A 21,125-nucleotide genomic window follows, 5' to 3' on the forward strand; every position below is an offset into this window, starting at 1 on the left:
TGACTCTCTCGGCCCGCGCGCTGCCGACAGCCACGCCGGTCCCCACTCTCGCGTCGAAGCGCTTCACACGGTGCGCCGACCTCCCACTGGGAGGTACGAACGAGGCACGCGCCGCAGCCGACCGGCCGGCCACCCACCGACGAAGGGAACCGGCGTGCGACGACTTCGTGCCGCCTTGACGCTCACTGCGGTCGCGACCTGTGCGGCTCTCGTGCCCGTGGCCGCGAGCGCCTCCTCGACGTCCGCCCTCGACGACACGGTGCACACCGCCGGACGGGTCGTCGCGAGCGGCGACAGCTGGCAGCACGCGTGGCCCGGCGTCTACTTCGAGGGCAGGTTCCGTGGCACGGGCGTCGGGATCGTCCTCGACGACACGGCCGGCGACTACGACATCTCTGTCGACGGCGGACCGGCCACGACGCTCGTGACACCCGGGCGCATCACGCACCGGGTGACGGGGCTCTCCGACGGCATGCACACGGTCCGCGTGGTCAAGCGCAGCGAGGTGCCGTGGGCGACCAGCACGTTCGGCGGCTTCGTCTCGGTCGACGGCAGCGAGATCCTGTCGGCGCCCGCCGGGCGCGACCTGCAGCTCGAGTTCGTCGGCGACTCCTACACGGCCGGCTACGGCAACACGTCCACCAGCCGGGAGTGCACCGGTGAGCAGGTGACCCGGACCACGAACGCCGACCTGTCGTTCGGCGCGGTGACCGCCCGGGCGCTCGGGGCCGACTACCAGATCAACGCGTTCTCCGGCCGCGGGATGGTCCGCAACTACGCCGGCGGCGAGCAGGGCACCAGCTTCCGCACGTATTACGATCGCGCCCTGCCGTTCAGCACGGACGCGTGGGACGCGCCGGCGGACTGGCAGCCGGACGCCGTCGTCGTCGGCCTCGGCATCAACGACTTCTCGACCCCGCTCAACGGCAACGAGGCCTGGGCCACCCCGGCTGCGCTGCGCGAGGCGTGGGTCACCGCGTACCACGGGTTCATCGACACGCTGCGGGCGCAGTACGGGCCCGACCCCTACATCGTGGTCAGCGCGACGTCCGTGCAGACGGGCACCGACCTGGCGGACCTCGCCCAGCGGGTGGTCCAGGAGGAGAAGGCCGGCGGCGACAGCCGTGTCGCGTACTGGTACTACGGCAGCGAGGGCCTCGACTACGGCGGGTGCCACTGGCACCCGTCGGTGGCCGACGACCGGGTGATCGCCGGCCAGCTCACCAGCTACCTGCAGGCGCTACCCCTGGGCGGCGGCGGTCCGACTCCCACACCCACCCCGACCCCGACCCCGACTCCGACACCTACGTCCACCTCCCAGCCGCAGGCGTGCCAGGCCAGGCTCACCGTCGGCGGGACGTGGCCCGGCGGCTACCAGGCCTCGGTCGACGTCACCGCGGGGACGGCGATCAGCCGCTGGCGCACGACGATCACGCTCCCCACGGGCGGGGCGCTGACGCAGCTGTGGTCCGGCGCCGCCACGACGTCCGGCCAGGTGGTCACCGTGGACAGCACGTCCTGGAACGGGGCGCTCGCCGCCGGCCGGTCCACCACGTTCGGCTTCCTCGGCACGGGCACCCCGCCCACCAACGGCACGGTGCCCTGCTCGGCGACCTGACCGCCGACGGCCCTGACCGCTCTGCAGCGGTCAGGGCCGTCGTCGTACCGTGCGAGGTGTGGACCTGACGACACCCGACGACGTCGTGCGTGCGGCCGCCGGCGCCGACGACGTCGCGGCGCTGGACGCGGTCGTGCCGCAGTGCCGGGCGTGCCCGCGGCTGGTCGCGTGGCGGGAGCTGGTCGGCATCGAGAAGCGCGCGGCGTTCCGCGACGAGACGTACTGGGCGCGGCCGGTCCCGGGGTTCGGTGACCCCGAGGCGTCGGTGCTCGTCGTCGGACTGGCTCCCGCGGCGCACGGCGCCAACCGCACCGGCCGGATGTTCACGGGCGACCGGTCGGGCGACTTCCTCTTCGCGGCGATGCACCGCACCGGGTTCGCGTCGCAGGCCACCTCGACGGCCGCCGACGACGGTCTGACCCTCACCGACATCCGCGTGACGGCGCCGGTCCGGTGCGCCCCGCCGGCCAACGCGCCCACCCCGCAGGAGCGCCGGACGTGCGGTCCCTACCTGGGCCGGGAGCTCACGCTGATCGGTCCGCGGGTGGTCGTCGTGCTCGGCGGGTTCGGGTGGCAGGCGCTGCTGACCACGCTGGCCGAGCAGGGCTGCGCGGTGCCCCGACCGCGGCCGGCGTTCGGCCACGGCGCGGAGCTCGTGCTCACCGGGCCGGGTGGCGCCGAGCTGGTGCTCCTCGGCTGCTTCCACGTCAGCCAGCAGAACACCTTCACCGGCCGGCTGACCCCCGACATGCTCGACGCGGTCCTGCTGCGCGCCCGTGCGATCGCCGGGGTCTAGAGCAGCCGCCCGCCGGTCACCGCGATGCGGTCGCCGGTCACGTAGCTGGACTCCTGCGAGGCCAGGTACACGTACGCGGGGGCCAGCTCGGCGGGCTGCCCGGCGCGGCCCAGGGGCGTCTCGGAGCCGAACTGGTCGACCTTCTCCTCGTCCATCGTCGCGGGGATCAGCGGGGTCCAGATCGGCCCCGGGCAGACCGCGTTGACCCGGATGCCCTTCTCGCCGAGCTGCTGTGCGAGGCCCCTCGTGAAGTTGAGGATCCCGGCCTTGCTCGTGGCGTAGTCGAGCAGCTGCGGGCTCGGCTGGGTCGCCTGGATGGAGCTCGTGTTGATGATCGAGCTGCCCGGCTCCATGTGCGGCACGGCTGCCTTGGTCAGCCAGAACATGGCGTAGATGTTGGTCTTGAGGACCCGGTCCAGCTGCTCGGTGCTGATGCCGAGCAGGCCGTCCTCCTGGGCCATCTGGTACGCGGCGTTGTTGACCAGGATGTCGATGCCGCCGAGCTCCTTGACGGCCGTGTCGACGATCGCCTGGCAGTGCTGCTCCTCGCGGATGTCGCCCGGGACGGTGACGGCCTTGCGGCCGGCGGACTCGACGAGCCGCACGGTCTCCTGGGCGTCCTCCTCCTCCTCGGGAAGGTAGGAGATCACCACGTCGGCGCCCTCGCGCGCGAAGGCCAGCGCCACCGCGCGGCCGATGCCGGAGTCGGCGCCCGTGATGATCGCTCTCTTGTCCTGGAGCCGCTCGGCGCCGCGGTACGACTGTTCTCCGTGGTCGGGCTCGTGCGACATCTGGTCGGTCAGCCCGGGGTGCGGGATCTGCTCGGCGGTCTGCGCGTCGGCGTCCGGGTGCTGGGTTCGGGGGTCCTGGGGAGTCGTCTGGTCGCTCATTCATCCATGTTCCGCAGTCCACGCCGGAGCGCCACTGGAACGGCTTTGTTCATGCGTCGAAGAAAGTCGTACGCTAGGCGTCGTGATCACCGGAGATGACTACGTGGCCGGCATGACCTGGGGCTGGACCGGCGTGCGAGGGACCTGGGGTGGCCCGGACGCCGAGCGGTCGATGGACCTCATGGTCGAGCGCCTCGGCGTGACCTGGACCGCCATCTCGTTCGGCGCCCTGCAGGACACCGCCCAGTCGACGCAGATCCACTTCCGCGACGAGCCGACCGTCACCGACGACGAGGTCCGGTGGGCCGTCCGGCAGGCGAAGGCACGCGGGCTGAAGGTCTGCCTGAAGCCGGTCGTGAACGTCCGCAACGGCACCTGGCGCGCGCACATCAACTTCTTCGACCACGACGTCCCGCCCGAGCCCAAGTGGTCCGAGTGGTTCGCCGGCTACACCGAGTTCATCGTCCACCACGCCCGTATCGCCGCCGAGGAGGGTGCGGAGATGCTGTGCATCGGCTGCGAGATGGTGCAGACGGACCGCCGCGAGGTCGAGTGGCGCGCCCTGATCGCCGAGGTCCGCGCCGTCTACGACGGCCTGGTCACCTACAACTGCGACAAGTACCAGGAGGACCACGTCGGGTGGTGGGACGCGGTCGACGTCATCTCGTCGTCCGGCTACTACCCGGTCGACGACTGGGAGAACCAGCTCGACCGCATCGAGCCCGTCGTCGCTGCCGCCGGCAAGCCGTTCTTCTTCATGGAGGCCGGCTGCCCCAGCCGCGTCGGCTCCCCCGCGCTGCCCAACGACTGGAACCTGCGCGGCGCCCCCTCCGAGCAGGCTCAGGTCGACTGGTACCAGGCCGCGTTCGGGGCGTGCGCGGAGCGCGACTGGGTCCGCGGCTTCATGCTCTGGGACTGGCCCGCCCGGTTGTACGACGAGGCCACCGCGAGCACGAACGACGACTACTGCATGTTCGGCAAGGCCGCGGAGACCGTGGTCCGCGACGCCTACGCAGCAGCGCTGACCCGGTAGACGCGGTCAGCGCGCGAGGCTCTCCAGCTCCTTCGACCTCCGCCGCGCGTCTCAGGGCCGGTCGAACCACTCCTGGCCGGCGTCCCACCACACCTCGACCGGGTCGGGCAGCCTCACGACGACGCGCTGACGAGGTAGAGGACCCCGACGACGCAGCCGAGCACGCCCGCGACCACGGCGAACCAGGCACGTCCCGACCCACGACCACCGACGCGCGCCTGCCGCAGCCCGAGCACACCCAGCACGATCGCCACCGGCGCGAGCGGCCAGACGAAGAGCGCGACGAGCCCGAGGTACCCGGCCAGGACCGACTGCCACGAGCGGCCGACGGGAAGCACCCAGTGCAAGGCCTCGTCCTGCGCGGTCTCGTGCGCGGCGGGCGCAGGCGTCCACACGGTCGTCGGCGCCGTGTGCGGCGTCCAGCTCGCGCCGTCGAACCACCGCAGCACGCCGGGGGTCACGCGGTCGTCGTACCAGCCGGCGGGGATCGTCACCGGACGACGACCGACTTCACGATCTTGTCCGACAGCGTCTGCCGCTTGCCGTCCCACAGCGGCATCAGGTAGCCGATGTAGAGGATCCCGTCGACGTAGTGCGCGAGGTCGCGGAGGAACGCCATCCCCACCCCGATGGGTGCGCCGGTGACGTCACCCTGCAGGGTCAGCCCGACCACCTTCTTGCCCCAGGACTGGCCCGTCCGGCCGGCGTGGACCCAGCGGTTCCAGCCCCAGAGGGCGAGGCTCGCGGTCACGCCGACCAACGCCACGAGCGAGCCGATGGCGGTGGGCTGGTCCGTGGGGTAGCCGTAGCGGTCGAAGCCCGGCTGCGACGTCGCCGACATGTACGCCAGGCCGATCAGGTACGGGAGCAGCGCCAGCGAGTCGAGCAGGTAGGCGCCCACCCGCTGGCCCCAGGACGCGTACGTGAACACGCCGAACCCCGGGTACCCGCGGTCGGCGTAGGTGGGGACGCCGTAGACGGGTGCCCCGTAGGCCGGGGCGCCGAACGGAGGCGGCGTCCCGTACGCCGGCGCGGCCGCCGCGGCGGGGGCGTACGCGGGCGTCGGCTGCCCGTACGCAGGCTGGCCGTAGGCGGGCTGGCCGTACGCGGGCTGGCCGTACGCGGGCTGGCCGTACGCGGGCTGGCCGTAGGCGGGCTCGCCGTAGGCCGGCTGGCCGTAGGGCGGCGGGCTCGGCTGCGTGAACGGGCTCGCGGCGTCCTGGCCGGACGGGTCCGGCGCCCCGGGGGTCCAGCTGGCGGCCGGGCGCTGCGAGTACGGGTCCTGCGTGCTCAAGGGGTCTCCTGTTTTCCGGCGCAGCGGAAGGGGCCGCCGACGAGGGTGTGCCTCCCCATCGACACGACCGGCCGGCCGGTTGAGCCCTGGCGGTCAGGCGGCTGCGACGAGCGCCGACTCGATCGCCCCGAGGTAGCGCTGCGCGTCCGCCGTCCAGGTGGCCCGCGTCGCGGCGGCCTGCCGCCGGTGCACCGGGACGCGCACGCGGTAGGTGACCCGTGCGCCGCCCGGGATCGGCTCGACGCGGAGCTCGCGCTCCCAGGCGTGCTCGGCGACGACGGACAACGACCGGCTCACGACGGACCGGCCGGCCTCCTGACCGACGACCTGCTGGAACGTCGCGGCACGCCCGCCGTCGGAGGTCGCGGCGATCACGCACACCAGCTCGCCGGGCTCGGCCTGCGGCGACCCGGGGACCGTGAAGCTGGTCGCGGTCGGGTCCGCCGACTCGAGCGCGACGCTCCGGGCGGCCCGCACGTGCGCCCACGCGACGTCCACCGGGATCCGCAGGTCGGCGCTGACGCTGACCTCGACGTCCACGAGCGCGCTGCGGTCGTCGCAGGAGGTCACGAAAGGCACGGTGTCCTCCGCCGGCGCGTCTCCGTCGAGCACTGCGGCGATGCGGGCGACGTGCCCGGCGACGTTCCGCTGCACGAGCGCCTGGACCTGCGCGGCCACGGGCTGCTGCGTCTCGACGGCGGCCTCCCAGGTCAGCAGCCCGTCGGCGACCGTCACCGTCTCCAGGTGCCGGAACCCGAGGCTCAGGGCGCGCCCGGCGAACCGGACGCCCTCGACCCGCTCGACCACCTGGAGCAGGTGTCCCGCCCAGGACCCGTCCGGGCGCCTCAGCACCGTGCACCGCAGCTCACCGACGGCACCGGCGGGGGTCCCCGGCACCACGAAGGTGCGCACGTGCGACGGTCCGACGACGGCCGCGTCGTTGCCGGTGTCGCCGACGAGCGACCAGATCGTGGCCGCCGAGGCCGGCAGCGCCACCTGCTCGCGCACGCGGACCTGCACCAGCGGAAGCCGCTGGACCGCGCGCAGCCGCTGGTCGTCGCGCCACCTCTCGACGGCCGCCCGGCCCCGGTCGATCCACTCGTCCATCCTCAAGGTGTCGACCACCTGGAGCCGCTACTTGAGCAGCTCCAGGTGCGTCGGCACCCGCGGCTCGACGCGCAGCCGCATCCCGGCCTCCTCGGGGGTGCGGTCGCGCTTGCGGTGGTTGCAGTGGGCGCACGCGGCGACCGTGTTGAGCCACGAGCTGGCGCCGCCGCGGCTGCGAGGAACCACGTGGTCGACGGTCAGCGCGCCGCTGGTGCCGCAGTACGCGCACCGGTGGCCGTCGCGTGCGAGCATCCCGGCGCGGGACCACGTCGGGACGCCGGTGCGGTGCCGCCAGCGCATCTGCACGTAGCGGACCAGGCGCAGCACGGCGGGCAGCGGTACGGGCCGAACGTGCGGCCGTCGACGGCCTCCTCGACGACGGCGACGCGGCGGTGCAGCATGCGGACGGCGTGCGCGAGCGAGACGCGCTGGAGGGGCTCGTAGCCCGCGTCGAGGACGAGTACTCCCGCCATCGTCGCAACCTCTCGGTGGTGCCCCACGCTGGAGTCGAACCAGCAGCCTCCGGCGTCGTAGGCCGGCACTCTGTCCTGTTGAGCTAGCGGGGCGGGTGGATGGGTGGTCGCGAGCGGAGGAGTCGAACCTCCCGGGGCGAGCCCGTCGTGGACCCGCCGGCGACCTGCGCCCGCGGGGACCAGGGTGCGGTCCGGGCGGGCGGTCCGGCCAGTGATTTCCTGGTCAGTCCAGCGTGATGCGCAGGCCGACGCCCGCTGCCGCCGTGGCGATCGTGACGTCGAAGAACCGGGAGCGGTCCTCCGCGACGCGGTGCAGGTGGCCGAACAGCTCGACGGAGATCGCGCCGACGAGGGACGTGAACAGCGTCGCCGACCGGATCGCGATGCGGGCCACGTCGTCGGGCACGGTCGCCGGGTCGGTGTAGCCGGCGGTGGCGAACGCCTCGGGCGCCATCCGGCCGGCGGGGTCGAAGTCGGGTCCGGCCGGGTCGAGCACGCCGTCGCGGTCCGCGTCCATGAGCAGGCCGATGATGACGCCCCACATCCGCACGGCGGGGCGCACCGTGTCGTCGGGGGCGCGGTAGCCGCGGACCGGCGTGCCGTAGATCAGCTCGAAGGAGTACGGCTGGTCGAGGGCCCACCGCCGCACGGCGCGCGCGACCTCCAGCCACGTCTGCGCCGGTCCCGCGTCGCTGGTCCGGGCCACGGTCTCCGCGACCTCACCGACGGCGTCGTACGTCTCGATGATCAGCAGCGTCAGCAGCGCGTCGCGTGAGGGGACGTAGCGGTAGACCGCCGACGACGCCATCCCGAGGTCGCGTGCGACGGCCCGCAGGCTCAGCGCTGCGGAGCCCTCGCTCTCGAGGCGTGCGCGCGCGGCGGCGAGCAGCTCGGACATGACCTCGGCCCGCGCCCGGTCGCGGGCGGTGGTCGGGACGCGCGGGGCTGCCGTCTGCTCGGTCACGGTCGTCAGTGTGCCCTCTCCGCGACGGAACTGCGAGCACTGCTCTTGTTTTCTCGACCACGGCGTGCGAGCATCGCTCACAAGAGAGAGCACCGCTCTCGTTTCGCATCGAGGAGCTCCCCGTGTCCCGTCACGTCATCGTCGGCAAGGGTGCCATCGGCACCACGCTGGCCCACCTGCTCGCCGACGACGGAGCCGACGTGCTGGTGCTCAGCCGGTCCGGCGGCACCTCCTCCGGCCGCATCACCCACCGCGCCGTCGACGCGACGGACGTCGCCGCGCTGACCGCCGCCACGCGCGGGGCCGACGTCGTCTACAACTGCGCCGCCCCGCCGTACCACCGCTGGACCACCGACTGGCCCCCGCTGTGGTCGGCCATGCTCGACTCGGCCGCCGAGACCGGCGCCGTGCTGGTCTCCGTCGGCAACCTCTACGGCTACGCGACGCACGGCGCCGTGATGACCGAGGAGACCCCGCTCGACAGCACGGAGCGCAAGGGCCGGGTCCGCGCGCAGATGTGGCGTGACGCCGAGGCCCGGCACCGCGCCGGCGACCTGCGGGTCACCGAGGTCCGCGCCGCCGACTACTTCGGACCGCTCGCCGACTCGCAGGCCATGGCCGGCCCACGGTTCCTCGACCCGCTGCTCGCCGGCAAGGTCGTGCGGACGGTCGTCGCCGTCGACCAGCCGCACAGCTGGACGTACCTGCCCGACCTCGCCCGCGCGCTCGTCGCCGCCGGCCGGACACCCGAGGCATGGGGGCACGCCTGGCACGTCCCCACCGCGGAGCCGCTCACCATGCTGGAGCTGGGTCAGCGGTTCGCCGCAGGCCACCCGGCGCCCCGGATCAGGCCGATGCCGGCCGCGGCGGTGCGCGCGCTCGGCCTCGTGTCGCCGCTGCTCCGGGAGGTCGCCGCCGTGTCCGACCACTTCACGCAGCCGTACGTCATGGACACCGCGGCGTCCTCGCGGGTGCTCGGCCTCGTCGCCACCCCGTGGGACGTCGCGATCGCCGGGACGCTCGGCCGGTCGGCTGTCGGAGGTCGGGCGTAGCGTCGGGTCCCATGAGGTTCGGAGTCACCGCGTCGTGCGGCTCAGCTGCCCAGAACATCGAGATGGCCGTCGCGGCGGAGGAGTCCGGCTGGGACGCGTTCATGGCGTGGGACGGCATCAGCGTCGGGCCCATGGACACGTTCGACCCGTGGACCGTGCTCGGTGCCGCTGCGGTGCGGACCAGCCGCATCACGCTCGGCGCCATGGTGTTCTCGCTGCCGCGGCGCAAGCCGTGGGAGGTCGCGCGCCAGGCGCTGACGGTCGACCACCTGTCCGGCGGCCGGCTGGTCCTGCCGGTCGGGCTGGGGGCGGTCGACGACGGTGCGTACAGCCGCGTCTCCGGCGAGACCACCGACGTCAGGCAACGGGCCGCCCTGCTCGACGACTCGCTCGCGATCCTCGACCTCGCCTGGACCGGCGAGAAGTTCAGCTACGCCGGGACGCACCACCAGGTCACCGACCTCGAGTTCCGGCCGCGCCCGGTGCACGGCACCATCCCCGTCTGGGTCATCGGCGCCTGGTTCGCGCCCCGGTCGATGGGACGAGCGGTCACGCGCGACGGGGTCATCGCCGTGCGGCGCGAGGACGGCTTCGACCCGTTGAAGCCCGAGGAGTGGCGGTCCGTGCGGACCTGGGTGGACGAGCACAGCGACGGCCGGCCGGTCGAGCTGGTCGCCGAGGGCGTCCTCCCGGCCGACCGGGCCGAGGCGGCAGACCGGATCGCCGCGCTCGAGGACGCCGGCGTCACCTGGTGGATCGACTCCAACTGGAACTTCGAAACCGTCACCCCCGACGGCCTCCTCGACCGGATCCGCCAGGGACCGCTGCCCGCGTGAGCGCGACCGTCGCCGACTGCGAGCGCGTCCAGACCAGCTGGTTCCAGCTCCGGTCCGAGGTGCTCGGCGTGGACGCGTGGGAGGACACCGGACTCGTCTGGGCCAACGGCGACCTGATGTTCCCGCAGGTCATCGACCCGGCTGCGCTCGCCCGCGGCGTCGAGCGCTCCCGCGCCGGCGGGACCACCGTCGTCGGCGCGTGGCTCGGCCTCGACGTCGACCCGAGCCCGCTCGCCGCGGCGGGGTTCGAGAGGGGCTGGTCACCCTGGTGGATGGCCGGCCCGACCGACCTGGGCGGCCTCCCGGCGGACCCCCGGGTCCAGCTGCAGGAGCACACCACCGACTACGTCGGCGAGCACGCGCCCTACGCGGAGACGCTCGCGATGGCCCGGCTCCGGCCGTCCCGCGCCTGGTACGCGGCCGCCTACGCCGAGGGCCGGTTCGCAGGGCGGGCCTGGTCCCACCGCGTCGAGGAGCTCGCGGGAGTGTTCGACGTCGACGTCTGGCAGCCGTTCCAGCGGCGTGGACTGGGTGCCGGACTGATGCGGGCGGTCTGCGCCGCGGCAGCGGACGCCGGAGCCCGGGACGTCGTGCTCAACTCCACGCCGACCGGCGTCCGGCTCTACGAGAAGTGCGGTCTGGAGCGCATCGGGACGGGCATCACGTGGTGGCTGCATCCGCCCACCGTCCCCGGAGCCGCGCTCGGTGCGTCACACTCTCCGTAGAGACGAAGGAGCACCATGCTGACATGCCCGGTCTGTACGTCCGGAGAGCTCGAACTCGTCGAACGGTTGGCGGACGATCGCCGCACCATCCGATGCACCGCATGCACCCACCAGTGGACCCGAGGAGAGGCGAAGACGTCGGCCCCCCTACCGTCCTCCTCCGCCGACCTGCAGGCCAGGTTCCCTGACCGGTCCGCCGTCGACCAGGCCCGGTGGGAGAAGGTCGCCGCGCTCGCCGCAGCATCGCCGCCCACCGCGCCGGGATACGACTGGACCCACTACCAGCAGGTGTTCGCCCGTGACGAGGTCGCCGACTGCGACCCGCGGGACCTGCTGTCGTTCGTCAACGAGACCCCCGGCGCGACGAACGCCACCACCGCGTCGTTCAACCGGGCGTGGAAGACGATGGGCGAGCGCGAGGCGTCGGCCCGCACCCGCAACACCATCCGGTACCTGCTCTACGGACCCGCGACGGTGCCGCTGCCCGACCGGCTGACCCGGCTGATCCTCGGCCAGGGCGGGCTCGGCATGACCGGCTTCAAGGAGCCGACCCTGACCCGGGTACTCGTCGCCACGTCACCCGACGCGTACCTGCCCATCCACACCTACGGCGGCGCGCGCGGCGGCAAGAAGGAGATCGCGCAGCGCGTCTACGGGCTGACGCTCCCGGAGGTCGCCAAGGAGCAGTTCACGATCGGTCGGCTCATCCTGTGGAGCAACGATCTGCTCGTCGACCTGGTCGAGGACGAGTTCGACGATCTCACCCAGGCGGCCGCGTTCCTCACGACCGTGAAGGTGCCCGCCTGACCCAGCACGCCCTGGCGCGGCTCACGGCGACTCGTCGTGCGGCCGCGTCAGCTCGTCCCGGAGCCTCGCGACGTCGTCGGCACCCAGCTCGAACCCCTGCGAGCTGCCCGGGTTGATCACGATGCCCACGTCCGTGGGCATGCGCAGCAGCACCTCACGCACCGCCATGGTGATCGCCTCGCCCCCGAGCCGACCCTCGTCGCGGAACCGCTGGACCGACGAGAACGCCACCAGGCGGTTCTCGCCGTCCCGGCGCGCGATCGCGGGGATGAACCCCTCGAAGTTCTCCCCCACCGGCCCGCCGCTCGGTACCGCGAGCTGCTCGTACGCGAAGCGCGTCAGCAGCTTGGCCCCGTCGATGGTGCCGGGGGCCGCCGTGCGCAAGGCCTGGTCGAAGTCCTTCACGAGTGCTCCCTCGTCGTTGCGGGCGAGGGTCACGCTACCTGCGATCAGCGCGGAGCCAGCCGGAAGAGCGCGGGTGTCACGACGGAGATCCGGTGGATCTCGAAGCCGGTGCGCCGCCCCGCCACGTGCCGTGCCCAGGCGTGCTCACGGCACAGCTGCTCCGTCGACCACACCTGGCCGTGCGGCCACCCGGGCGTGTCGAGCCGGACGCCCATGACCTCCCCCATCACGGCGACCCAGCGCAGGTCGGGGCCGATGGTCGGCGGCTCCCCGATCGGGTGGGCGACGGCCCAGACGGTCGAACCGAGGATCGGCTCGTGGTGGTCGGCGGCGGAGTAGAGGCGGGTGGCGTCCAGCGTGGTGGCCATGCGTCCAGTGCACGCGAGCCAGGTGGCGCCCGCGTGACGTCCGGCCTACGCGGGGATGGCCTTTTCGCTGGTCTCCACCGGCGGGCCGCCGTGCGCGTCGACCTGCCTCGGCAGCACGAACACCAGCGCGAAGCTGACGACCGCCAGCACCGCGCTCACCGCCATCGCGTGCGCGGCGCTGTCGACGAACGCCTGCGCGACCTGCGCGGGGTCCCTGCTGGTGATGTGCAGCGTGCCGAACAGGACGCTGCCGATGACGGCGATCCCGATGGCGGACCCCACACGCTGCATCACGCTGATCACCCCGCTGGCTGCGCCGGCCTCCGAGCGGTTGACGGTCGCGACGATGAACTGCGCGTTCGGCGCGATGAACAGCCCGCTGCCGATGCCGGCGATCAGCAGGGGCAGCAGCAGGTCCCAGTTCACGAGGTCGGCCGCCGGGACGAACCGCAGGATCGCCCAGACCGCCACGAGGCCGGTGGCCACCATGGCGGTGCCGACGACGAGGACCGTGCGCCCCAGCCGCTGCGACAGCCGGTTGCTCTGCGACGCCCCGATGATGCTCCCGATGGCGAACGGCACCCCGACCACGCCGGACTCGAGCGCCGTGTGCCCGAGCCCCGCCTGCCACAGCAGCGAGATGGTGAAGAAGATGCTGGTGAACGCCGCGAAGTAGACCAGCGCGAGAATCGTCCCGCCGGTGAACGCCGGGTGCGCGAACAGGTGCGGCGGGACCATCGGGTTGTCGTCCTCGATGCGCTTCTCCCACCACGCGAACGCCACGATCAGCAGCACCCCCGCCGCGAGCGTGAGGAACGTCCACGCCGGCCAGCCCTTGTCCTGCCCCTCGATCAGCGGCACCAGCAACGCGATCAGCCCCGCGGTGAGCAGCACCAGCCCGACGAAGTCGTACCCGTCCTTCGGCTTCCCCTCCGCACCGGCCGGCAGGATCTTCGCCGCAGCGAGCAGCGCGATCGCACCGATGGGGAGGTTGACCCAGAAGACGAGCCGCCAGCCGTTCTCGTCGCCGAACGCCTCGATGATCAGCCCGCCGAGGATCGGCCCCAGCGCCGTCGAGACCCCGATGACCGACCCCATGATCGCGAACGCCTTGCCCCGCACCGGCCCCGGGAACAGCAGCTGGATCATGGCGGTCACCGCCGGCACGAAGATGCCGCCTGCAAGTCCCTGCACCACGCGAGCGACGATCAGCTGCATGCTGTTCTGCGCCAGCCCGCAGAACAGGCTCGCGATCGTGAACAGCAGCAGCCCCGTGAAGAACACCCACTTGTGCCCGACCCGGTCCCCGATCCGCCCCGCGGGGATCAGCGCGATCCCGAACGCCAGCGCGTACCCGCTGATGATCCAGCTCAGCGTCGCCTCCGACGCATCCAGGCTGACCTGGATCGTCGGCAGCGCGACGTTGACGATCGTCGTGTCCAGCAGGGCCATGAACATGCCGGCCATGAGGACGACGAGCGCGTGCCACGCGCTGCGGGGGACGGTGACGCGTGGGTTCCCCGTGGCTGCGGTGGCGTCCGTCATCGGTGCGGCCCTTCAGGCGGATGGGCAGCGCGATCGGCGCGCGCTTCGTGGCCCACCCTTCTCCGACACCCACCGCGCCGCAACGGCGGCGTGGGCGCGACCGCACGCCCGTCGAGCCGGCGGGCTCAAGATCGAGCTGCGGCTGGCCGAGTAGTCGGAGTGCCCACCCATCGTCGCCATGTTCGGCTCTAGGTCTCCCTCAGGGGCTGCCGTGCCGGCTCCCGACGTCGTGCACACGGTCCCGACGTCCGGCGAGCTGACGATCGATGCGCCGAGGGCCGCGGTGTGGCGCGCGGCGATCGAGCTGGACGAGCTGGCGGACGACGGCGGCTACGCGCTCGTCGGCCAACCGAGGTCAGGTCTCGGCGCCAAGTCCGTCAGGCTCGGTCCACCCGTAGGGCCTCACGGGTTCCGGACCGTGATGTACAGCGAGGTCACGGCCCTCCAGGAGCCCCACTGGATCACCTCGGAGGTCCTGACGTCGACGTGGGAGCACGTCGAGACGCTGCTGCTCCTGGACATCGATCCTGGCCGCACCCGCGCCCGGGTCACGGGAGCGTGGAGACGGCCTGCGCCCGCCGGGACGGACTTCTCCGAGCTCCAGCAGAGTCTCGACCTGCTCGCTGCTCAGTACCTCGAACGCATCGCTGCGGCCGTCCGAGGATCCTGACCGCGCTCCGGTGATCCACAGTGGTCTGTAACCCGCCAGACACACTCCCCCCGTACCGTCCCCCTGAACGAGGCAGAGACGCAGGCGTCGCCCGACCGGGACCCTGTCGTCCCCGACGACGAGCGCGAGGAGCGGCGGATGTTCGAACGCGTCGACCCGTTCATCGGCACGGAGGCGACGAGCCTGCCGGAGCAGCACGGTCTCGCGCAGACGTGGTGGTGGCCGAAGCCGCAGGTGGGCAACACCCACCCGGGGGCGACGTTCCCGCTCGGCATGGTGAGTGCGTGCGCGTACAGCGGCGCGTACCCGACGGGGTACGGCCGGTACGACCTGGGCACCGAGGGGCTGCCGACGGAGCTGCACGACCGGCAGGTGGCCAGCGGGTTCACGCACTTCCAGCAGTCGGGCACGGGCGCGATCCGCAAGTACTACAACTACTTCCGCGTGACCCCGATGCTGCAGCCCTTGGACGACCTGGGTCAGCTGTGGGACGTGGTCGACGAGAGCGCTGAGCCGGGGTACTACACGGCGACGCTCGAGAGCGGGATCCGCGCGGAGATCACGGTGGGGCCCAAGTCGGCTGTGCACCGGTACACGTTCCCGGCGCACCGGGACGCGCGGCTGGTCATCGACTTCTCGTTGGGGGGGCTGTCCATCCCGCACGGGCGGACGGTGCCGCTGCGGGCGCACCTGCACTCGATCAGCCCGGGGATCGCGCAGGGCGAGATCGTGGTCGAGGGCGCTCCGCTGGCGATCCACGTGGAGTGTGACGACCCGCGCTGGCGGCAGCTGCTCTGGTACGACCGCCGGCTCATGCCGGGGGGCACGCGGCTGGACTTCGACCGGATCCGGCCGACGACGCTGCGGCCGTTCGGGCTGATGTGGGCGGGGCCGTCGGAGCCCGGGCAGGTGGTGGAGCTGCGGTTCGGGTTCTCGTTGCGGGGGGTGGACCAGGCCCGGGAGAACCTCGAGCGGGAGTGCGGGCCGGGGCCGTCGAGCTTTGCGACGAGGCGCGCGGCGACCGCGGAGGTCTGGCAGGAGGCGCTCGGCAAGATCCGGGTGGACACACCCTCGAAGGACAAGCAGACGGTCTTCTCGACGGCGCTCTACCACTCGCTGATCAAGCCGTGCCTGGCGCCGGACGAGTCGCCGTTCTGGCCGGCCGACGGGCCGTTCGCGTTCGACCTGGCAACCATGTGGGACATCTACCGGACGCAGCTGCCGTTGCTGACGACGCTCCTGCCGGACAAGGCGGTCGAGCTGGCGAACGCGCTGCTGTACATCTCGGAGGAGGAGGGGAACCTCCCCATCGGGTACCGGATGGCTCGGGGTGCGGACCAGTTCAGCCGGCAGGCGTCCGCTCTCGCGCACACGTTCCTCGCCGACCTGTGCCAGCTGGGACTGCCGGGGATGGACTGGGACTGGGCGCTGGTGCACATGCACAACGACCTGCGCCGGACGTACGGCGAGGACTTCCTGCTGCGCGGCAAGGTGCACCCGATCAGCCACACCCTCGACCTGGCGTTCGGGTACTGGTGCACGTCCCAGATCGCGGCGCACGTGGGCGACCCGGCGCTCGTCGAGCAGTTCACGCCGCTGGCGGCACGCTGGGTGAACGCGTTCGACGAGGAGACCGGCCTGCTGCAGGACTCCACGTACTACGAGGGCGGGCGCTGGAACTACTCGTTCCGGCTGCTGCACGACATGGCGGCACGCATCAAGCTCTCGGGCGGCGACGACGCGTTCGTCGCCCAGCTCGACCAGTTCTTCGGGTTCGGCGCACCCGCCGTGACGCAGCCAGGGCTCCGGCCGGCCATCGAGGAGATGGCCGCCGGGTACGCGCTCAACCGGTTCGAAGGGCTGAACAACGAGCCGGACATGGAGGCCCCGTGGTCCTACCACTACGCGGGCCGGCCGGACCGGACGGCCGAGGTGGTGCAGGCCATCGTGCAGAACCAGTTCGGCACCGGGCGGGGCGGTCTGCCCGGCAACGACGACTCCGGCGGGCTCTCGTCGTGGTTCGTGTGGGCGTCGCTCGGGCTCTTCCCCGTGGCAGGTCAGAACCTGTTCCTCATCAGCGCACCCGCGTGGCGCGAGTCGAGCATCGACGTCGGCGACCGGAACCTCACCATCGAGACCACCGGGTTCGTCGAACCGACCCCGGACGGGCCCACGCAGTACGTCCAGTCCGTCCACCTCGACGGTGAACGGCTCGACCGCACGTGGCTGACGGGCACGGAGCTCCATCGCGGCGGACGCCTGCACCTGGAGCTCGGCCCGACGCCGAGCGACTGGGGCACCACCGTCCGGCCCCCGTCCGTCAGCACCCACCCCCCGACCGCCGCGCTGCGGCGCTGACCGAGCCCCAAGGAGCCGTGATGGTCCCGAACCGCCGTCTCGTCATCGTCGTCCGTGCCGACCCGGTCATCTGCGGCCACTCCGGCGAGGCCCGCAACCTCGCCGAGGCCGCCCTGCAGCGCGGTTTCGACGACGTCCGCATCGTCACCTGGCCCATCGACCGGCTGCAGGCCACGGGCCTCCCCCTCAAGCCTCTCGACGGCGTGCTGCCGTACTCGCCGGGCATCACGGTCGAGCGTCCCGAGCCGGTCGGCGACTACAAGGTGCCCGACGGGCGCTGGCTCGCGGGGATCACCGGCCGCCTGGTGGAGCTGTTCACCGACGGCGTCCCGACGGTCGCGATGTCGCTGTACCTGAGCCCGCACTCGCTGGCCGTGGCCGACGCGGTGCACGTCGCACGCCGGACCGGTCTGCCGGTGAACGTCACGACCGTCGCGGAGGCCGTCGGGTCCGACGTCACCAACGTGGTCCGGGCGTGCGTGGAGAAGGACGAGTTCGGGGCTGCCGCGCACGTGCTGTCGAGCTACCTGGAGCACGACGTGTGCCTCGCGGTCAGCGACTACACGCGCGAGCTGATCATCGCCGAGGCCGCCGCCATCGACGCCAAGCACGGCACCACGTTCGCCGCCCAGTGCCGCGAGCGCGTCACCGTCTCCTACCCGGCGATCGACGTCGGCTCGTACCTCGACCTCGACGCCGCCGAGACGTCGCGGGTCCTCGACTCGCGCGGTCTGACCGCCGACGGCTACGTCCTGTTCCTCTCCCGGCTCGCGCACGCCAAGGGGGTCGACGACCTCATCGCCGGCTTCGCGACGAGCCGCGCGGCCGACTCGCTCCGCCTCGTCATCGCCGGCAACGGCCCCGACGCGGGTCGCCTGCAGGAGCTCGCCGCCGCGTCGTCGGCAGCCGACCGGATCGTGTTCTTCGACGACGTCGACGACGACGAGAAGGCCCACCTCATGGCCGCGTCCGCGGCGTACGTGCTGCCCAGCAAGCCGCGTCCGGAGTTCGTCGAGACGTTCGGGATCGCGCTGGCGGAGAAGATGCTCGCGGGCGGCGGACCGATCATCACGACCGACACCGGCGGCATCGGCGAGGCGGTCGGTGACACCGCGCTCATCGTGCCCGTCGAGTCGCCGTCGTCCATCGCCGCGTCGCTGGACCGCATCCTCGCCATGTCCCCCGAGGAGCGCGCCGGCTGGGAGACCCGCGCCCGCCTGCACGCCCTGCAGTTCGACCGCGGGGCCGTCCTGGACGCGATCCTCGACCGCGTGGCACGCGTGCTGCGGGTGCCGACGCCGGTGGGCTGAGGTGCACCTCGTTGACGTGCCCACGGCTGCGGTCGGAGACTGACGGGACGAGGGCTCGCCGCCCTCACCCCGCAGGAGGCATCGTGGCCGACAGCGCGACCTACCCCAGGCACCCCCGCTCACCGAGGACGAGCTCATCGAGTTCCTCCGGGGCGCGGACATCGCCCGGCTCGCCACCCACGACGAGGACGGCAGCATCCACCTCGCGCCCGTGTACTACGTGTACGAGCTGCCGGACATCCTGATCGGGACGCAGACCACCTCGCGCAAGGCCCGCAACGTCGCGCGCGACCCCCGCGTCACGGCCCTGTTCGACGTCGTCGGGGACGCCCCGGTCGGCGCCCTCGTCTACGGCACCGCCGAGCTGGACCGCCACGACGTCCTGGCCAAGCGGGCGACGATCTTCCGTCGGTACATGGACGACGAGGCCGCCGACGGCTTCGCCCGGAGCCTGGCTGACTCGTGGGAGCCGGTGATCATCAGGGTCCGACCGGATCGCATCGTCTCGTGGGACTACCGCAAGGGCTTCCCGGGCTTCCCCGTCGACGCCTGAGGCATCCACGCCCCTTGTCTCCTCGGACGGAGCGGGGCGACCGACGGGCTGCCCGGGACGACGATGTAGCCGCTGTCGACGTCACCGACCACGCGCATCATCGGCGAGCCCGTGCCCCAGAGCCACGCGAGGTACGCGCACAGCACGGCGTCGACCTCGTCCTCGACCCGGTCGAGGTCCACGATCCGGCCGGCGGAGGTCACCGCAACCCGGATCTCCGCCCAGCGCGGCGAGGTCGTCAGTCGCAGCGGCTCGTCGCACGCGCGCTCCAGGTGGTCGAGCAGCGAGACGAAGGCGGTCCTCAGCCCGTCGACGTCCCGGCCACGCCTCGCCTTGTACGGCAGCACCGTCGACAGCGCGAATAGCACGACCATCGCGGGATGCGGGTAGACCTCGATCGCGACCGAGCGGTCCTGACCGGGCGGGGTTGCCGGGTCGGGGTCCCAGCCGAACCGGCGGCAGAGTGTCTCGGCCCGCGGCGGGTCAAAGAGCGGGCGCGAGCGGTTCGACGGGTACGCGCCCGCGTTGTACGGGCCGAACTCGCGGCTGACCAGCTGCTCGGCCATGCGGGAGCCGGTGGCGTTCGGGACGATCAGCGGTGCGTCGATCGCGGCGACGACCGTCCCCGACGTGTGCGTCGCGACGAACGCGGCGATCTCGTCGTCGGTGACCACGGACGTCGACGCGACCAGCCGCCCGTCCGCATCCAGCGCCGCCATGCCGGTCTTCGCGCGGGCGGCCCACGCCAGGTCGATCCCGAGGTACGTCGTCACGCCAGGTCCCCGCCGTCCGGTCCGTGCGCGCCGCCGACGCGCTCCATCATGGACCGGCGGGCGTGCGGGCCGAGCCCACCGCGCGCTCGTCGGCACACGAACGTACGGTCGAGGTTCCGCCTGTCACCGTCATGAGGATGCAGCCGATGGCACCGACCGAGCCCTTGATCTTCGTCCTGCACGGCGCGCGCGGCGACCTGGCCAAGCGCATGGTGCTCCCCGCGCTGGCCACGCTCCAGCGACGCCACCTGCTCCCCGAGAGGTGGGCGCTGCTCGGCACGGGTCGCTCGCCGATCAGCTCCCAGGAGTTCGACGAGCTGCTGCGCGACGCCGTCGAGGAGTTCGGCGACCACGAGGCCTCGGAGGGCGTCGCGGAGCTGACGGAGCACACCGCGTACTGCGGGGACGTCAGCGAGGACGACAGCGCCGACGAGCTCCCGGGCGAGCTGGAGCGTCTGCGCACCGAGCTGGGCGGGGACGTCACCGTCATCCACTACCTCGCGGTCCCGCCGTCGTCGTTCGCGCCGATCACGCGCGCGCTGAAGAAGGCGGGGCTGACCGAGGGCATCCGCATCGTCTACGAGAAGCCGTACGGCACGTCGCCGGAGTCGTTCCGGGAGCTGGACGCCATCGTGCACGACGCGTTCGACGAGGAGCAGGTGTTCCGGATCGACCACTTCCTCGGCAAGGAGGCGACGCAGAACCTGCACGTCCTGCGGTTCGCCAACGAGCTGTTCGGCGGCATCTGGAACCGGAAGCACGTCGCCCAGGTGCAGATCGACGTGCCGGAGACCCTCGACGTCGCGCAGCGCGCGGAGTTCTACGACGCCACCGGTGCCGCGCTCGACATGCTGGTCACGCACCTGTTCCAGGTGGCCGCCGAGGTGGCGATGGAGCCTCCGCGCCGGCTCGACGCCGCCAACCTGGGCACGGCTCGCGAGGACGTCATCGCGCACTTCCGCCCGCTCGACCCGGCCGAGGACGTCGTGCTCGGGCAGTACGACGGCTACCGCGACATCGACGGCGTGCCCGACGACTCCACGACCGACACGTTCGTCGCCGCCCGGCTCTGGGTGGACACCGAGCGCTGGAAGGGTGTGCCGTTCCTGCTGCGCACCGGCAAGCGGATGGCCGCGTCGGCGCAGCAGGTGACCCTGGTGCTGCGGACGCCCGAGGAGCTGTTCGGCTCCCCCGTCGGCCCCAACCGTGTCATCGTCTCGCTCGCGGGGTCGGGCGAGCTGAAGGTCACGACGACCGTGAAGCGCCCCGGCGCCTTCCTCGACCTGGCGACCGGCACCGCCGACCTCGCCCTCTCCGACGTCGAGCCCGGCGAGTCCCTGCCGCCCTACGCCGGGCTGCTGGAGGACGTGCTCGTCGGCGACCGCACCTTGTTCACGACTGCCACCGGTCTGGCGTCGGCGTGGAGCGCGTTCGCCCCGCTGCTCGGCGACGACCGCCCGGCACCCGAGCCGTACGCGGTCGGGTCGTGGGGGCCGGAGTCGGCGGACCGGTTGGCGGACCCGCACGGCTGGGCCCTGGGCGACTGAG

General features: G+C 72.5%; 22 protein-coding genes, 1 tRNA gene and 1 pseudogene. 12 read left to right on the forward strand and 12 right to left on the reverse strand.

What is annotated here, in order from left to right:
* The first annotated feature begins 175 nt into the window (after window positions 1–175).
* Complete coding sequence (locus CXY01_RS17255) at window positions 176–1,618, forward strand: cellulose binding domain-containing protein (RefSeq protein WP_246125457.1); 1,443 nt, start codon at window positions 176–178, stop codon at window positions 1,616–1,618.
* Window positions 1,619–1,676: 58 nt separating this feature from the next.
* Window positions 1,677–2,414: a uracil-DNA glycosylase gene (locus tag CXY01_RS17260; RefSeq protein ID WP_371862784.1), complete on the forward strand. Its 738-nt coding sequence runs from the start codon at window positions 1,677–1,679 to the stop codon at window positions 2,412–2,414.
* On the opposite strand, the gene CXY01_RS17265 is transcribed toward CXY01_RS17260, so the two are convergent.
* Entirely contained in the window at window positions 2,411–3,304 is an 894-nt protein-coding gene (locus CXY01_RS17265; RefSeq protein WP_146929825.1) for an SDR family oxidoreductase, read from the reverse strand. The genes CXY01_RS17260 and CXY01_RS17265 overlap by 4 nt on opposite strands.
* A gap of 82 nt (window positions 3,305–3,386) precedes the next feature.
* On the opposite strand from CXY01_RS17265, the gene CXY01_RS17270 reads away from it, so the two are divergent.
* On the forward strand, window positions 3,387–4,337 hold the full coding sequence (locus CXY01_RS17270) for a glycoside hydrolase family 113 (protein ID WP_443092706.1): 951 nt from the start codon (window positions 3,387–3,389) through the stop codon (window positions 4,335–4,337).
* A gap of 113 nt (window positions 4,338–4,450) precedes the next feature.
* Here CXY01_RS17270 and CXY01_RS21080 read toward each other — a convergent pair whose 3' ends face one another.
* The 7 genes and pseudogenes from CXY01_RS21080 to CXY01_RS17305 form a co-directional block, all read right to left on the reverse strand.
* Entirely contained in the window at window positions 4,451–4,831 is a 381-nt protein-coding gene (locus CXY01_RS21080; RefSeq protein WP_222594578.1) for a DUF2510 domain-containing protein, read from the reverse strand.
* The gene (locus CXY01_RS17285; protein WP_146929828.1) at window positions 4,828–5,631 is read right to left on the reverse strand and encodes an RDD family protein; all 804 of its coding nucleotides are present in this window, start codon (window positions 5,629–5,631) and stop codon (window positions 4,828–4,830) included. Before CXY01_RS17285 ends, CXY01_RS21080 begins: the two co-directional genes overlap by 4 nt.
* A 93-nt stretch (window positions 5,632–5,724) precedes the next feature.
* Window positions 5,725–6,738: a hypothetical protein gene (locus CXY01_RS17290; RefSeq protein WP_146929830.1), complete on the reverse strand. Its 1,014-nt coding sequence runs from the start codon at window positions 6,736–6,738 to the stop codon at window positions 5,725–5,727.
* 27 nt (window positions 6,739–6,765) lie between these two features.
* Window positions 6,766–7,065 carry an HNH endonuclease gene (locus tag CXY01_RS17295; protein ID WP_307724407.1) on the reverse strand — a complete coding sequence of 100 codons (300 nt, stop codon included), beginning with the start codon at window positions 7,063–7,065 and terminating at the stop codon, window positions 6,766–6,768.
* A 68-nt stretch (window positions 7,066–7,133) separates the two neighbouring features.
* Window positions 7,134–7,211 (reverse strand): annotated as a pseudogene (locus CXY01_RS21430) (HNH endonuclease); the annotation flags it as partial.
* Window positions 7,212–7,227: 16 nt separating this feature from the next.
* Window positions 7,228–7,304: transfer RNA gene (locus tag CXY01_RS17300), tRNA-Arg, on the reverse strand.
* A 130-nt stretch (window positions 7,305–7,434) separates the two neighbouring features.
* Window positions 7,435–8,175 (reverse strand): TetR/AcrR family transcriptional regulator, encoded by a 741-nt coding sequence (locus CXY01_RS17305; RefSeq protein ID WP_222594579.1) that lies wholly within the window; start codon window positions 8,173–8,175, stop codon window positions 7,435–7,437.
* Window positions 8,176–8,297: 122 nt separating this feature from the next.
* Here CXY01_RS17305 and CXY01_RS17310 point away from each other — a divergent pair, with 122 nt between their 5' ends.
* From CXY01_RS17310 to CXY01_RS17325, 4 genes are all read left to right on the forward strand, one after another.
* Window positions 8,298–9,227 carry an NAD-dependent epimerase/dehydratase family protein gene (locus CXY01_RS17310; protein ID WP_146929834.1) on the forward strand — a complete coding sequence of 310 codons (930 nt, stop codon included), beginning with the start codon at window positions 8,298–8,300 and terminating at the stop codon, window positions 9,225–9,227.
* An 11-nt stretch (window positions 9,228–9,238) separates the two neighbouring features.
* Window positions 9,239–10,063 carry an LLM class flavin-dependent oxidoreductase gene (locus CXY01_RS17315; RefSeq protein WP_146929837.1) on the forward strand — a complete coding sequence of 275 codons (825 nt, stop codon included), beginning with the start codon at window positions 9,239–9,241 and terminating at the stop codon, window positions 10,061–10,063.
* Window positions 10,060–10,788, forward strand: coding sequence for a GNAT family N-acetyltransferase (locus tag CXY01_RS17320; protein WP_146929841.1), 729 nt, complete (start codon window positions 10,060–10,062; stop codon window positions 10,786–10,788). Before CXY01_RS17315 ends, CXY01_RS17320 begins: the two co-directional genes overlap by 4 nt.
* Before the next feature lie 66 nt (window positions 10,789–10,854).
* Window positions 10,855–11,595 (forward strand): hypothetical protein, encoded by a 741-nt coding sequence (locus tag CXY01_RS17325; protein WP_146929844.1) that lies wholly within the window; start codon window positions 10,855–10,857, stop codon window positions 11,593–11,595.
* 21 nt (window positions 11,596–11,616) lie between these two features.
* Here the strand turns inward: CXY01_RS17325 and CXY01_RS17330 are convergent, their stop codons facing one another.
* From CXY01_RS17330 to CXY01_RS17340, 3 genes are read right to left on the reverse strand one after another with little or no spacing between them, the layout of a single operon-like run.
* On the reverse strand, window positions 11,617–12,033 hold the full coding sequence (locus CXY01_RS17330) for an SseB family protein (protein WP_186813445.1): 417 nt from the start codon (window positions 12,031–12,033) through the stop codon (window positions 11,617–11,619).
* A gap of 11 nt (window positions 12,034–12,044) precedes the next feature.
* On the reverse strand, window positions 12,045–12,368 hold the full coding sequence (locus CXY01_RS17335) for a hypothetical protein (protein WP_146929850.1): 324 nt from the start codon (window positions 12,366–12,368) through the stop codon (window positions 12,045–12,047).
* A 45-nt stretch (window positions 12,369–12,413) separates the two neighbouring features.
* Window positions 12,414–13,913: an MFS transporter gene (locus tag CXY01_RS17340; RefSeq protein ID WP_146929852.1), complete on the reverse strand. Its 1,500-nt coding sequence runs from the start codon at window positions 13,911–13,913 to the stop codon at window positions 12,414–12,416.
* Between the two features lie 211 nt (window positions 13,914–14,124).
* Here CXY01_RS17340 and CXY01_RS17345 point away from each other — a divergent pair, with 211 nt between their 5' ends.
* The 4 genes from CXY01_RS17345 (at window position 14,125) to CXY01_RS17360 (ending at window position 18,804) form a co-directional block, all read left to right on the forward strand.
* Window positions 14,125–14,583, forward strand: coding sequence for a hypothetical protein (locus tag CXY01_RS17345; RefSeq protein ID WP_146929855.1), 459 nt, complete (start codon window positions 14,125–14,127; stop codon window positions 14,581–14,583).
* Between the two features lie 138 nt (window positions 14,584–14,721).
* Window positions 14,722–16,941 carry a glycoside hydrolase domain-containing protein gene (locus CXY01_RS17350; RefSeq protein ID WP_146929858.1) on the forward strand — a complete coding sequence of 740 codons (2,220 nt, stop codon included), beginning with the start codon at window positions 14,722–14,724 and terminating at the stop codon, window positions 16,939–16,941.
* A gap of 20 nt (window positions 16,942–16,961) precedes the next feature.
* Entirely contained in the window at window positions 16,962–18,251 is a 1,290-nt protein-coding gene (locus CXY01_RS17355; RefSeq protein ID WP_146929861.1) for a glycosyltransferase, read from the forward strand.
* Window positions 18,252–18,387: 136 nt separating this feature from the next.
* On the forward strand, window positions 18,388–18,804 hold the full coding sequence (locus tag CXY01_RS17360) for a pyridoxamine 5'-phosphate oxidase family protein (protein ID WP_146929864.1): 417 nt from the start codon (window positions 18,388–18,390) through the stop codon (window positions 18,802–18,804).
* Here the strand turns inward: CXY01_RS17360 and CXY01_RS17365 are convergent.
* A complete protein-coding gene (locus CXY01_RS17365) occupies window positions 18,765–19,577 on the reverse strand; it encodes a DUF429 domain-containing protein (protein WP_146929867.1) in 813 nt (270 codons plus the stop codon). The two genes, CXY01_RS17360 and CXY01_RS17365, sit on opposite strands and share 40 nt — an antisense overlap.
* A gap of 146 nt (window positions 19,578–19,723) precedes the next feature.
* Here CXY01_RS17365 and CXY01_RS17370 point away from each other — a divergent pair, with 146 nt between their 5' ends.
* On the forward strand, window positions 19,724–21,124 hold the full coding sequence (locus CXY01_RS17370; RefSeq protein WP_146929869.1) for a glucose-6-phosphate dehydrogenase: 1,401 nt from the start codon (window positions 19,724–19,726) through the stop codon (window positions 21,122–21,124).
* Window position 21,125 lies beyond the last annotated feature (1 nt).

Origin of the sequence: Cellulomonas xylanilytica (assembly GCF_007989805.1) — a bacterium.
Taxonomy (GTDB): domain Bacteria; phylum Actinomycetota; class Actinomycetes; order Actinomycetales; family Cellulomonadaceae; genus Cellulomonas; species Cellulomonas xylanilytica.